Origin of the sequence: Streptomyces sp. NPDC006602 (assembly GCF_042870385.1) — a bacterium.
GTDB lineage: Bacteria > Actinomycetota > Actinomycetes > Streptomycetales > Streptomycetaceae > Streptomyces.
Window position 1 is genome coordinate 370,980 of sequence record NZ_JBIAHG010000002.1, and the last position, 12,407, is coordinate 383,386.

A 12,407-nucleotide genomic window follows, 5' to 3' on the forward strand; every position below is an offset into this window, starting at 1 on the left:
GGCGATGGTCCCTCGCTCCGTCATTCCCAGCCGTAGTCGGAGGTCTCGTCCCGGAAGATCGTGTGCTGGTGGATGCCGTCGGTGGAGGCACCGGGCTGGTTGGAGAACTCGATCCAGGCGGACGGTCCGTCAAGGCGTACGTATGTCTGGTCGTTGTCGAGGGTCGTCCCGCCGCTCCAGCCGATGTACGTCTCGTCGTACTCGGAGACGTACTTGGCCAGTATCCGCGCCGCGGCCTTCTCGTCCAGGTCGTCGACCCATGCCTTGAGCATCGCGGTGACCTTGGCCTGCTGCTTCTTGGTGAGGCTGCTGACCAGAACGCCCTCCGGCTGCTCCGGGAAGGGACCGTCGTTGCCCGGGCCGAGGTACAGGTCGTCGAAGCTTCCGTCGATCTCGGCCGCGGTCAGCTCGTCGGCGGTGAGGGACTGGATGGCGCCGATGGTGGAGGTCCGCTTGTCCTCCAGCGGGGCGTAGTACAGGTCCTCCCAGTTGAACTCCATCGGCTCCACCGCGGTCAGGGTGGGCGACATGGTCACGCTGCTTCCGGCGTAGGTGATGTTGTACGCCGCGTGGTGGCCGCCGTACTGGACCGTGAACTCGCCGGTCCCGCTGGGCGTTCCGAAGAAGGAGATGTAGTACCACTCCGAGCCGAAGTTCGCGCCCCCACCGCCACCGCCGGGGCCGCCGCTCGGCGGCGTACCGGTGGGCGTGCCGCTCGGGAGGGCGGTGGGTGTGGCGCTCGGAACGGCCGTCGGCGTGGCCCCGGTGTCGCCGGTGTCCGAGAGCGAGGCGAGGTAGTCGTCGGCCTTGCGGATCTCGACGAGTTCCTCGTACCCCTTCTTGCTGAGCGCGGCCTCCATGACCTTCAGGGCCGCGGCCTCCTGCTCGTCGGTGAGGTCACCGAGCTTGAGTCCGTTGCGTTCCACGACCGGCGTCGGGAAGTTCGACCAGCCGGTCTTCTTGACGGCGTCGTCGAAGTCGTAGAGGACGGCGTCCTTCTGCTCGTCGGACAGCGTCGCGAGGAAGGCGTTGGCGGCGGCCACCACCTGGGCGGTGTTCGCCCCGCCGGCACCGGTGCGGGTCGCGGAGGCCGGAATCGCCTTCCGGGCCGTCAGCTGGGCCGACGAGGACGCCGAGCCGGTGGTGGCGCAGCCGGCGACGCCGAGACCGAGGCACGTGGCGAGGGCCACGGCACGGCGGACGAGCGCCTGCCGGTGCCCTCCGGCGCGCGACGTGGATCCGGGAGCGGCGGTCGGGGTGGGGGCGTGGGTGTGGGTGTGGGTGATGAGGGCTGACATGGGACTCCTGTGGGGGCGAGCAGTGAGGTACAGCCCTCATGCTGGGCGAGCGATCTCAGAGCTCGACGGGAGCCGGTCCGGAATTCGATGAGAACAAGCTTTCAGAACGGTGTGTCATCATGCCCGGATGTTCGATCGTGTCCTCATCGCCGACGACGATCGCGCGGTCCGCGAATCCCTTGCGCGTGCCCTGGAGTTGGAGGGATACCACGTCGTCACCGCCGTGGACGGGGTCGAGACGCTGACCCGGGCCCGCCGGGAGTCCTTCAGCGCGCTGGTCGTCGACGTGATGATGCCCCACGTCGACGGTGTGGCCGTGTGCCGCGTGCTGCGGGCCGACGGTGACCGCACACCGCTGCTGATGCTCACCGCGCGGTCCGGGGTCCCCGACCGGGCCGCCGGTCTGGACGCCGGCGCCGACGACTATCTTCCCAAGCCCTTCGAGGTGCCCGAACTGCTGGCCCGTCTGCGGGCGTTGCTGCGCCGGGCCGCGCTCGTGCCGGGGTCCGCGCCGGGGACCGGGGAGACACCGGATCAAGCGGATGCCCTGCTGCGGATGGGGTCGCTGCGCATCGCCCCGGGCGCCCGGCGGGCCTGGTGGGGCGAGAGCGAACTGCGGCTCACCAAGACGGAGTTCGAGCTGCTGGAGCTCCTGGTGCGCAACGAGGGTCTCGTACTGGACCACGCGGCGGTCTACCGACAGGTCTGGGGCCCTGGCGTCGGCGTGGACGCCAAGAACCTGGCGACCTACGTCGGCTATGTGCGGCGCAAGCTCGCCGAGGCCGGAGCGCCGCCCGACCTGATCCACACGGTGCGGGGCGTGGGCTACGCGGTGCGGCGGCGGTGAGCCTGCGCTCGCGGTTCGCGCTCGCCTTCGCCGCCGTCGGCGCCGTGGTGGCGGCGGTGGTCGGCGCGCTGAGCTACCAGGCCGCCTCGGACCGCGTCCTCGCGGAGGTCGACCGGTCGCTGCGGTCGTCGACGGTGGCCCTGGCGCGCGCCCAGGAACAGGAACTGGCCCTCGACGACGCGGTCTCCCAGGCCCCGGACCTCTATGCCGGGCCGGACCGACCCGGCCCGGGGGACGAGGAGGAACGGCAGCCGATCCTGCAGGCGGTGTCCCCCGACGGCACGCTCACCCCGCTCGGCGGCCCGCCCGTGCAGGTGCCGGTGTCCGGCATCGCGCGCCGCCTGGCCGCCTCCGGCAAGGCCGGGCAGTCGGACACCGCCGAGATCGTCGTGGACGGCCGCACCTATCGCCGGCTGACCACCGCGCTGGGCGGGGACCGCGGGGCCTTGCAGGTGGCCGTCCCGATCGACCAGACGCACTATGTGCTGGGCGGCATGGCCAGGGAGATCGCGGCGGTCAGCGGCGTGGTCGTGCTGGTCGTGGCCGGTGCGGGCCGGCTGCTCGCCGGTCGCATCACCCGGCGCCTGGCCCGCCTGACCGACGTCGTCGAGGAGGTGAGCGCCGACGGCCGGTTCGCCTCCGACGGTGCGGGCCTGGTGGGCGGGCGTGACGAAGTGGGGCGGCTGTCCGCGTCGTTCAGCAGGATGCTCGCCCGTATCGTCGCCGCCCGGGAGGCCCAGGAGAGGCTGGTGCACGACGTCGCCCACGAGCTGCGGACCCCGCTCACCAGCCTGCTCACCAACGCCACCGTTTTGCGCCGCGCCACCGAGCTGTCACCGGACGCCCGCGAGAGGCTCCTCGACGACGTCGAGGGCGAGACGCGCGAGCTAGGTCACCTGGTCGACGAACTCGTCGAGCTGGCCCTGGCCCGTGACCGTCAGGAGGCCGAGGAATCCGTGGAGCTGGCCGAGGCGGCCCGTCGCGCGGCGCGACGCGTGTACCGGCGTACCGGCCGCCTGGTCCACGTCGACGCCGACGGCTGCGTGGTCCGCGGCCGCCCGCAGGGACTCGAACGCGCGATGGGCAACCTGCTGGAGAACGCCGCGAAGTTCGACCCCGACGGCGACAAGCCCATCGAGGTGCGCATCCGTCGGGGCCGGGTCACCGTCTCGGACCGCGGGCCGGGCATCGACGCCGCCGACACCGCCCACGTCTTCGACCGGTTCTACCGGGCCGACACCGCCCGCGGCCTGCCCGGGTCCGGACTCGGCCTCGCCATCGTCCGCGACGTCGCCGATAGCCACGGCGGCACCGTGTTCGCGGGTGCCCGGTCCGGCGGCGGGAGCGCGATCGGCTTCAGCGTGGCGGGATCGCGCCTCCTGCCCGGCTCCGGGTCGGATTCGGATTCGGATTCGGATTCGGATTCGGATTCGGCTCGAGGTGAGCCCCGCTCGAGATGAGCCCCGCTCGAGCGCCCCGGTGCCGCAGGGCCTCTCGCCCCGCGACCGGGCCTGATCACCTCGCCGCCGTCAGCGCAGGGCCCCCTTCGTCGCGTCGGCGATGAACCCGCGGGCGAAGAAGGTGAACACCAGCACCAGCGGGATGACCGACAGCAGCACCCCGGACATCACCATGCTGTAGTCGGTGGAGTGGCCCGCGTACAACTGTGCCAGCGCCACCTGGAGGGTGAGGCGGTCCGGGTTGACCAGCATCACCAACGGCAGGATGTAGTCGTTCCAGGCAGCGATGAAGGTGTAGATGCCGAGGAACGCCAGGGCCGGGCGGACGCACGGCAGCACCACGTGCCAGTACAGGCGGAAGAAGCCGGCGCCCTCGATCCGGGCGGCGTCCAGCAGTTCGTCCGGGACACTGCTGGTGGTGTACTGGCGCATCCAGAAGATGCCGAAGGCGTTGGCGGCGGCGGGCACGATGAGCGCCTTGAGCGTGCCCAGCCAGCCGAGCTGCACCATGATCTCGTACTGCGGGATGATCGCCAGCTGGGTCGGCAGCAGGTACATCGACAGCAGGACGCCGAACAGGAACTTCTTGGCCGGGAAGTCGTACTTGGCGAAGGCGAAGGCCGCCAGCGAGTCGAAGAACAGCACCAGCAGCGTCGTACAGACCGCCACGATCACCGTGTTGAACAGCGAACCGAAGAAGTCCATCTTGTCGAAGAGGTGCTGGACGTTGGTGATCAGGTTGCCGCCGAACCAGAGTTTCGGCGGGTAGCTGTAGATGTCCTGCGAGGTGTTCGTCGCCATGACGACGATCCAGTAGAACGGGAACACCGAGATGACCACGCCGACCATCAGGATCACATGGACGCTCAGCCCCCGGAAGCGGTTGCGGTTCAAGCCGTTCATGGCCGTCGCTCCTTACGCTGCACCAGGCTCCAGTTGATGAGGACGATGAGCAGGATCACCAGGAAGAAGGCCCACACGATGGCCGCCCCGTAGCCGAAGTCGTTGTTGTCGAAGGCCTGGTGGTAGAAGTACAGCAAGGTGGTCAGGGCCGCCTGGCCCGGTCCGCCGGAGTTGGGGTTGGTGGAAGCCTCGCTGCCGAACAGCACCTGCGGTTCGGTGAAGCTCTGCAGGCCGGTGACGGTGGAGACCACCACGGTGAACAGGATGATGGGCCGCAGCAGGGGGATCGTGATCGAGAAGAAGAGCCGCACCGGGCCGGCCCCGTCCATCTTGGCGGCCTCGTAGAGCTCCGAGGGGATCGCCTGGAGACCGGCCAGGTAGATGATCGCGTTGTAGCCGGTCCACTGCCAGGTCATCAGGGCCGCGATCACCAGCTTGATCGTCCACTCGTTGCTCAGCCATGGCACGGCGGACACGTGCATCGATCGGAGGATGGCGTTGATCAGGCCGAAGTTGTTGCTGAAGATCGCGCCGAAGAAGATCGCGATGGCCACCAGCGAGGTGATGCTGGGGATGAACAGGGCGACCCGGTAGAAGGCCGTGAACCGCTTGGTGGAGTTCACCAGCACCGCGAGGACCAGCGCGAGGAAGAGCATCGGCACGGTGGACAGCACCCAGATGACGAGTGTGTTGCGCACGGACAGCCAGAACACCGGGTCGTCCCACAGGAAGCGGAACTGCTGGAACCCGACGAAGTGCATGTCCCCGATGCCGTCCCACTTCTGGAACGCCAGATACACGGTGAAGATCACCGGGAAGAGCATGAAGACCGTGAAGATCAGGTAGTACGGCGAGATGGCCAGGTACTGCGGCCAGTGCCTGGCGACCCGCCGCGGCCCGGGCCGGGCCCCGGCCGACACCGGGCGGACCCGGCGGCCGTGCCGGCCCGGACCACCGTGCGGGCGGTCCGGAGCCGGCCGGGCGGTGGGCGCGGCGTCGGATCCGGAGGACGGTCCGGTGGCGGCCGGGCCGGCTACCGGGCTTGACGACATGTCACTTCACTCCCTGCCGCTGGGCGATCTGCTTGGCCTGGCTGACCGCGTCCTTCCAGGCCTGCTCGGGGTCCTTGCCCTTGGCCTCGATGCTGGTCAGCTCGTTGAAGAAGGGCACGGAGACCGCCGCGTCGGCCGGGGCCTCGTACGCGGAGGGGATCTTCTCGGCCGCCGGGCCGAAGATCTCGATGGTCTTCTGACCGCCGAAGAAGGCGTCCCCGCCGGTCAGCGCCGGCAGCTTGTACGCGGCCGGGGCGGTCGGGAACAGGGCCGCGTCGGTGAAGCCGCGGGCCTGGTTCTCAGGGTTGAGGATCCAGCTGATGATCTTGAAGGCCTCCTCGGGATTGCCGCTGGTCGCGGGGATGGACAGGAAGGACCCGCCGAGGTTGGACGGCCCGCCCGGCAGGTTCGCCACCCGCCACTTGCCCTTGGTGCCCGGGGCGGCACTGCTGATGTCCAGCGCGTGCCAGGCGGCGCCGATCTCGGTGCCCAGGGCACCGCCGCTGATGGCCGCGTTCCAGGTGTTGTCGTTGATCTTGGCGTCGATGCCCAGGGTGTAGGGCTTCACGGCGGTGGTCCAGGCGGTACGGATGTGGTCCTGGTCGCCGATGAACGTGTTGTCCTCGTCGATGAACCGCTTGGCGCCCTGGCCGATGATCATCGAGAACACCGAGCCGATGTTGTTGACCAGGTAGGTCTTGGGCACGGCCTTGTGCAGTTCGACGCCGAGCTTGAAGTAGTCGTCCCAGGTGGACAGTTCGGCGGAGACCTTGGCCGGGTCGGTGGGCAGCCCCGCCTTCGCGAAGAGGTCCTCGCGGTAGTAGGTGGCGCACGGACCGATGTCGATCGGGAAGCCGATGAGCTTGCCGTCCTGGGTGGTGGCCTGCTTCAGCTTCCACGACAGGTACTGCGGCATCAGCTTGTCCGCGCCGACGGACTTCAGGTCGATGAAGCGGTTGGCGTTGGGCAGGAACGAGGCGATGTCCTCGCCCTTGATACCGGTGATGTCGGGGGCGGACTGCGCTGCCCGCAGGCCGGTGAGCAGCTTGGTCTTGAAGTCGCCGCCGACCACGGAGGTCTTCAGGCTGATGCCGGAGAAGTGCTTCTTGGCGTCCGCGACGACCTTGTCGCTCAGGCCGCCGGACCAGTACCAGAGGCTCAGGTTCTTGTCGTTCTTGCTGCCGCTCGTCCCGGCGTCGCCGCCGCACGCCGCGGTGGCACCTGCCGTGGCGGCCGTCAGTACGGCGGCCTGAAGGAATCGTCTGCGGGAAAGGTCCACGGTCTTCTCCTGGTGTTGGGCGTGTCCGGCTAGGACCTGTGAGTCATGGGTGAGGGCGGGGAGAGCGGGGGTCCGGATGGCTGAAGGGCGACGGTGGACGGCGGAGGCACCTCGCTGTCCGGAACGTGTGACGTGGTCTTCTCAGACGGTGCCGACGCGTGAATGGCGGCGAAAAACGCCATTGATCCGCTTCGGCCGACCGGAGTGGGGCCCGAGCCCGGCTCGAATTACGCAAGAGAGTGCACCCAGTGAGCGGGTTTGACAAGAGTCAAGCAGCAATCGAGACATTGGTGCGCGACTTTGCTTGAGTTTGGCGGGTTGGCGAGTATGGTCGGCGCCATGCTCCCTGACCGAAGACATGAGCTGATCCTCCGCGTGCTGCGTGCGGACGGTCCCACCAGCGTGACCGCACTGGCCGAGAAGGTCGGGGCGAGCCAGGCCACGATCCGGCGTGACCTCGTACAACTGGAGGACGAGGGGCTGCTCAAGCGCGTCTACGGCGGTGCCGCCCCCGTCCTCGGCGAGGACGACCCGTTCGCCGACGTGGCCGCGGTCCGGGTGGAGGCCAAGGACGCCCTGGCCGCCTGGTGCGCAAATCTCGTCAAGGACGGTGAGACGCTCCTTCTCGACATTGGCACCACGGCCCATCGGGTCGCCCGCCATCTGCACGGCCGGTCCCTGACCGTGATCACCAGCAACCTGGCCGTCTACGAGGAACTCCAGGACGACAAGGACGTCCAGCTGATCCTGCTGGGCGGCGTGGTCCGCCGCGACTACCGCTCGCTGGTGGGCTTCCTGACCGAGGACAACCTGCGGCAGATCCACGCCGACCGGCTGTTCCTCGGCACCAGCGGGGTTCGCCCCGACGGCCAGGTACTGGACACCACCGCGGTGGAGGTGCCCGTCAAGCGGGCGATGATCGCCGCCAGCGCCCAGGTGGTCCTGCTGGCGGACGCGGGCAAGTTCCCCGGCACCGGCATGGCCCGGGTGTGCGGGCCGGAGGAACTCGACATCGTGGTGACCAACTCGAATGCAAACGAGAAGACCTGCAGCCGACTGCGCGAGGCGGGAGTTGAGGTGATCGAGGTATGAGGCTCACGATCCCGGGCGGGGGCGGCTTCCGGGTCCCGCTGGTCTACCGGGCGCTGCTGGGCGACCACGGCCGAAGGACGCGTCACCGAGGTGACCCCAGAGCTGTAGGTCACCTTCGCAAACCCGGTCGTGCCCCCACCCGCTCCGCCCCGCCTGCCCACCACGCCAGGGCGACACCGTCCAGTGCCGAGCCGAGGTCCTCGCCACCGCCGGCCTGCGCGTCGCCCCTGCTCCGCCCGGCACGGGGGTCGGTGCCGGCTGGAGGACATGCCCCTGCCCGGCCTGTTCCGCCTCTTGCCTCCGTCTCAGGCACCCGCCTAGCCTGATTTTGTGCCGCTGATAAACAAAGCCCGAACGCACAATGCCGTGCCGGGCGGCACCCTCACCCGGCTTCGTATCGCCCTCACCGTCTTCTTCGCCCTCGACGGCTTCATCTTCGCCGGCTGGGTCGTCCGCATCCCCGCGATCAAAGAGCAGACCAACGCCTCCGCCACCGCACTGGGACTCGCCCTCCTCGGCGTCTCCGCCGGCGCGGTCGTCACGATGATGCTCACCGGCCGCCTCTGCCGCCGCTACGGCAGCCACCCCGTCACCGTCGTCTGCGCCGTCCTGCTCTCACTCAGCATCGCCCTGCCACCCCTCACCCACTCGCCACTGACACTCGGCGCCGTCCTGTTCACCTTCGGCATGGCGTACGGGGGGATCAACGTCGCCTTCAACAGCGCCGCGGTCGACTTGGTGAGGGTCCTGCGACGCCCCGTCATGCCCAGCTTCCACGCCGCCTTCAGCCTCGGCGGCATGGTCGGCGCCGGACTCGGCGGACTGGTCGCCGGAGCGCTGTCCCCCACGCAGCACCTGCTCGGCCTCACCGTGACCGGCCTGCTCGTCACCGTCTTCGCGGGCCGCGTCCTGCTGCACATCCAACCCCCGACACCATCGAAGAGCGCACCGCAGAACGAGTCCGCGCCCCGCCGCCCGGACACCCGCACACGCGGACTCGTCATCACTTTCGGCCTGATCGCCCTGTGCACGGCCTACGGCGAAGGCGCCCTGGCCGACTGGAGCGCACTCCACCTCGAACAGGATCTGGACGCCTCAGCAGGCACCGCGGCAGTCGGTTACTCCTGCTTCGCGCTCGCCATGACCATCGGCCGGCTCACCGGTACGAGGCTGCTCGAACGGCTGGGCCAGACCCGCACCTTGATATCCGGCGGCACGACCGCCGCGATCGGGATGCTCCTCGGCGCCCTCTCCCCCTCCCTGTGGGCAGCGCTCCTCGGCTTCGTGATCACCGGGCTGGGCCTCGCCAACCTCTTCCCCGTCGCCGTGGAGCGCGCCGGCGCGCTGGCCGGCCCCGACGGAGTCGCGATCGCTTCCACCCTCGGCTACGGCGGCATGCTCCTGGGACCACCCGCCATCGGATTCATGGCGGACTGGTTCTCCCTTCCCGCCGCCCTCACCAGTGTCGCGGCACTGGCCGCCACGGCAGCCGTCATCGGATTCGTCACGCGACGTGCGGCAGAGCGCTGATTCCGGCCACCGCCGCGCGGCGCCACCTGTCCTTCCACCGCTCCCCGAGCGGAGTCGGCGGCGCGCTCCTCGGCCTGTCGCCATCGGCTTCTCGGCCGCCCGGTTCTGCCCGCCGCACCGAAACGCCTTGCCGTCGAACGCACTCCATCAGGCACACTCACACCCATGGAGACTGCCGAGTTCGTAGCGATGCTCGACCAGGAGGGCCGGCTGCTGGCCGCGGCCGCCGAGGAGGCCGGCACCGGCGCCAAAGTGCCGACCTGCCCGGGGTGGCAGGTGGCGGACCTGGTGCGGCACACGGGGATGGTGCATCGCTGGGCGGCTGCGTTCGTCGCCGAGGGGCACACCTCCTATCGCCCGGACGGAGGGCTGCCCGACCTCGACGGCGCCGAACTGCTGGCCTGGTTCCGGGAGGGGCACGGGCAACTCGTCGACACCCTGCGCTCCGCCTCGCCCGACGTCCAGTGCTGGCACTTCCTGCCCGCGCCGTCGCCACTCGCGTTCTGGGCCCGGCGGCAGGCGCACGAGACGGTCGTGCACCGCGTCGACGCCGAGTCGGCCAGGGGCGGCAGCCCGAGCGGGATCGCCGGCGACTTCGCGGTGGACGGCATCGACGAGCTGCTGATCGGCTTCCACGCCCGCCCCAAGAGCAAGGTGCGCACCGAGGAACCCCGGGTGCTGCGGCTGCGGGCGACGGACACGGACGGCGCGGTGTGGACCGTACGCCTGTCGCAGGAGCCGCCCGCGGCCGGGCGGGGCGAGGGTGGGGAGGCCGAGCCCGACTGTGAAGTGGCCGGGCCCGCCGCGCAGTTGTATCTGGCGCTGTGGAACCGGCTGCCGTTCCCGGCCGTGACCGGGGACGCCTCGGTCGCCGAGCTGTGGCGGGAGAAGTCCGCCGTGACCTGGAGCTGAGGCCGGCTCAGCCCCGAGAAGGCATCCGGCTCAGCCCGAGGCCAGCATTCTGGTCAGTACCGCGCGCTGCACCGGCAGCACATCGCCGTGCAGTGCGCGCCCCTTCTCCGTGAGCGCCACGCGAACGCCGCGGCGGTCCTCCTGGCACAATCCGCGCTCCACGAGACCGTCCTTCTCCAGCCGGGCGACCAGCCGCGACAGCGCGCTCTGACTGAGGTGGACGCGTTCGGAGATCTCCTGGACGCGGTAGGAACACACGCCGTCGGCACGTTGCTCGGACAGGACTTCGAGGACCTCGAAGTCGCTGGCGCACAGGCCGTGTCCGTGCAGTGCTCGGTCCAGTTCGCACTGGGTGCGCGCGTGCAGCGCCAGGATGTCCCGCCACTGGTCCGCGAGCGTCTGCTCGGCCTTCTTCGCCGCCATGAGCGGCACCGTAACAGAAAAACGACTTTGTTGCACTGGAATTAAATGCGTTTGCATTGGATGTACGCGCATGTAGTGTCATCGGCATGACTTCTCCGCTCGCCACCCCGGCGGCCCCGTCCCCGGCGGTTCGCTGGACGCCCCGGCTGTGGGGCACCCTGCTGGTGCTGTGCGCCGCGATGTTCCTCGACGCTCTGGACGTGTCGATGGTCGGCGTCGCCCTGCCGTCCATCGGCGCCGACCTCGGCCTGTCCACCTCGACCCTGCAATGGATCGTCAGCGGCTACATCCTTGGCTACGGCGGCCTGCTGCTCCTCGGCGGCCGGACCGCCGACCTGCTCGGCCGGCGTCAGGTCTTCCTGATCGCCCTGGGAATCTTCGCGGTCGCCTCACTGCTCGGCGGGCTCGTCGACTCGGGCCCGCTGCTGATCGCCAGCCGCTTCATCAAGGGCCTGAGCGCGGCCTTCACCGCCCCCGCCGGCCTGTCGATCATCACCACGACCTTCCCGGAGGGCCCGCTGCGCAACCGCGCCCTCTCCATCTACACCACCTGCGCCGCCACCGGCTTCTCGATGGGCCTGGTGCTGTCCGGTCTGCTCACCGAGGCCAGTTGGCGCCTGACCATGCTGCTGCCCGCGCCCATCGCCCTGGCCGCCCTCGCCGCAGGCCTGAAGCTGCTGCCGCGCAGCTCCCGGGAGAAGGACCACAACGGCTACGACGTCCCCGGCGCCGTCCTCGGCACCGCGTCGATGCTGCTGCTGGTCTTCACCGTCGTCCAAGCCCCCGAGGTCGGCTGGACCTCGGCCCGCACCCTGCTGTCCTTCCTCGCCGTCGCCGTGCTGCTCACGGTGTTCGTGCTGGTCGAGCGGCGCTCGGCCGGTCCGCTGATCCGGCTCGGCGTGCTGCGGTCCGGCACCCAGATCCGCGCCCAGCTCGGCGCGATGGCGTTCTTCGGGTCGTACGTCGGCTTCCAGTTCCTGGTCACCCTGTACATGCAGTCCCTGCTCGGCTGGTCGGCGCTGCACACCGCGCTCGCCTTCCTGCCCGCGGGCGCGCTGGTGGCGCTGTCCTCGACGAAGGTCGGCTCGATCGTCGACCGCTACGGCACCCAGCGGCTGATCGCGGTCGGCTTCGCGCTGATGGTCGTCGGGTACGCGCTGTTCCTGCGGGTGGACCTCGACCCGGTGTACGCGGCCGTCATCCTGCCGTCGATGCTGCTCATCGGCGCCGCCTGCGCGCTGGTCTTCCCGTCGCTCAACATCCAGGCCACCAACGGCGTCGAGGACCACGAGCAGGGCATGGTCTCCGGTCTGCTCAACACCTCGGTCCAGGTCGGCGGCGCGATCTTCCTGGCCATCGTGACGGCGGTGGTGACCGCGGGCGCCCCCGAGAACGCCACCCCGCAGGCCGTCCTGGACAGCTACCGGCCCGGACTGGTCGTGGTGACCGTGGTCGCCGCGGCCGGGCTCCTGATCACGCTCACCGGACTGCGGCCCACGCGTCGCGCCCAGCCGTCCGTCGTGGTCGCCAAGTCCACTGTGAAGGAGACGGAGCGCGTCACCGTACGCGACTAGGGGACGTCTCCGATGGTGTGTGCCCGGCGGGGTCTGC

Annotated in this window: 11 protein-coding genes; 6 read left to right on the forward strand and 5 right to left on the reverse strand. The window is 69.8% G+C overall.

The genetic code is table 11. The annotated features are described in order from the left end of the window. Nucleotides 1–20: 20 nt before the first annotated feature. Nucleotides 21–1,298, reverse strand: coding sequence for a DUF3500 domain-containing protein (locus ACFYO2_RS06450; RefSeq protein WP_388344867.1), 1,278 nt, complete (start codon nt 1,296–1,298; stop codon nt 21–23). Between the two features lie 127 nt (nt 1,299–1,425). Between ACFYO2_RS06450 and ACFYO2_RS06455 the strand changes: the two genes are divergently transcribed. After that, nucleotides 1,426–2,145 carry a response regulator transcription factor gene (locus tag ACFYO2_RS06455; RefSeq protein ID WP_388344869.1) on the forward strand — a complete coding sequence of 240 codons (720 nt, stop codon included), beginning with the start codon at nt 1,426–1,428 and terminating at the stop codon, nt 2,143–2,145. Beyond that, a complete protein-coding gene (locus tag ACFYO2_RS06460) occupies nt 2,142–3,605 on the forward strand; it encodes an ATP-binding protein (RefSeq protein WP_388344871.1) in 1,464 nt (487 codons plus the stop codon). Before ACFYO2_RS06455 ends, ACFYO2_RS06460 begins: the two co-directional genes overlap by 4 nt. 69 nt (nt 3,606–3,674) lie before the next feature. Here ACFYO2_RS06460 and ACFYO2_RS06465 read toward each other — a convergent pair whose 3' ends face one another. From ACFYO2_RS06465 to ACFYO2_RS06475, 3 genes are read right to left on the reverse strand one after another with little or no spacing between them, the layout of a single operon-like run. Further along, a complete protein-coding gene (locus ACFYO2_RS06465; RefSeq protein WP_388344872.1) occupies nt 3,675–4,508 on the reverse strand; it encodes a carbohydrate ABC transporter permease in 834 nt (277 codons plus the stop codon). Then, on the reverse strand, nt 4,505–5,560 hold the full coding sequence (locus ACFYO2_RS06470; RefSeq protein ID WP_388344874.1) for a carbohydrate ABC transporter permease: 1,056 nt from the start codon (nt 5,558–5,560) through the stop codon (nt 4,505–4,507). Before ACFYO2_RS06470 ends, ACFYO2_RS06465 begins: the two co-directional genes overlap by 4 nt. 1 nt (nt 5,561) lies before the next feature. Continuing rightward, nucleotides 5,562–6,839, reverse strand: a complete 1,278-nt coding sequence (locus ACFYO2_RS06475; RefSeq protein WP_388344877.1) for an extracellular solute-binding protein — start codon at nt 6,837–6,839, stop codon at nt 5,562–5,564. 339 nt (nt 6,840–7,178) lie between these two features. Here ACFYO2_RS06475 and ACFYO2_RS06480 point away from each other — a divergent pair, with 339 nt between their 5' ends. From ACFYO2_RS06480 to ACFYO2_RS06490, 3 genes are all read left to right on the forward strand, one after another. Next, entirely contained in the window at nt 7,179–7,931 is a 753-nt protein-coding gene (locus ACFYO2_RS06480) for a DeoR/GlpR family DNA-binding transcription regulator (RefSeq protein WP_388344880.1), read from the forward strand. Between the two features lie 366 nt (nt 7,932–8,297). Further along, complete coding sequence (locus ACFYO2_RS06485) at nt 8,298–9,461, forward strand: MFS transporter (protein ID WP_388346066.1); 1,164 nt, start codon at nt 8,298–8,300, stop codon at nt 9,459–9,461. 165 nt (nt 9,462–9,626) lie between these two features. After that, entirely contained in the window at nt 9,627–10,373 is a 747-nt protein-coding gene (locus ACFYO2_RS06490) for a maleylpyruvate isomerase family mycothiol-dependent enzyme (RefSeq protein WP_388344882.1), read from the forward strand. Nucleotides 10,374–10,403: 30 nt separating this feature from the next. On the opposite strand, the gene ACFYO2_RS06495 is transcribed toward ACFYO2_RS06490, so the two are convergent. After that, complete coding sequence (locus ACFYO2_RS06495; protein ID WP_388344885.1) at nt 10,404–10,796, reverse strand: MarR family winged helix-turn-helix transcriptional regulator; 393 nt, start codon at nt 10,794–10,796, stop codon at nt 10,404–10,406. 86 nt (nt 10,797–10,882) lie between these two features. On the opposite strand from ACFYO2_RS06495, the gene ACFYO2_RS06500 reads away from it, so the two are divergent. Beyond that, nucleotides 10,883–12,370 (forward strand): MFS transporter, encoded by a 1,488-nt coding sequence (locus ACFYO2_RS06500; protein ID WP_388344887.1) that lies wholly within the window; start codon nt 10,883–10,885, stop codon nt 12,368–12,370. Nucleotides 12,371–12,407 lie beyond the last annotated feature (37 nt).

Bases quoted from the DNA above. Each gene is read 5' to 3' on its own strand.
- ACFYO2_RS06450 (WP_388344867.1), bottom strand. From the start codon at position 1,298: ATGTCAGCCCTCATCACCCACACCCACACCCACGCCCCCACCCCGACC.
- ACFYO2_RS06455 (WP_388344869.1), top strand. From the start codon at position 1,426: ATGTTCGATCGTGTCCTCATCGCCGACGACGATCGCGCGGTCCGCGAA.
- ACFYO2_RS06465 (WP_388344872.1), bottom strand. From the start codon at position 4,508: ATGAACGGCTTGAACCGCAACCGCTTCCGGGGGCTGAGCGTCCATGTG.
- ACFYO2_RS06470 (WP_388344874.1), bottom strand. From the start codon at position 5,560: ATGTCGTCAAGCCCGGTAGCCGGCCCGGCCGCCACCGGACCGTCCTCC.
- ACFYO2_RS06480 (WP_388344880.1), top strand. From the start codon at position 7,179: ATGCTCCCTGACCGAAGACATGAGCTGATCCTCCGCGTGCTGCGTGCG.
- ACFYO2_RS06490 (WP_388344882.1), top strand. From the start codon at position 9,627: ATGGAGACTGCCGAGTTCGTAGCGATGCTCGACCAGGAGGGCCGGCTG.
- ACFYO2_RS06495 (WP_388344885.1), bottom strand. From the start codon at position 10,796: ATGGCGGCGAAGAAGGCCGAGCAGACGCTCGCGGACCAGTGGCGGGAC.
- ACFYO2_RS06500 (WP_388344887.1), top strand. From the start codon at position 10,883: ATGACTTCTCCGCTCGCCACCCCGGCGGCCCCGTCCCCGGCGGTTCGC.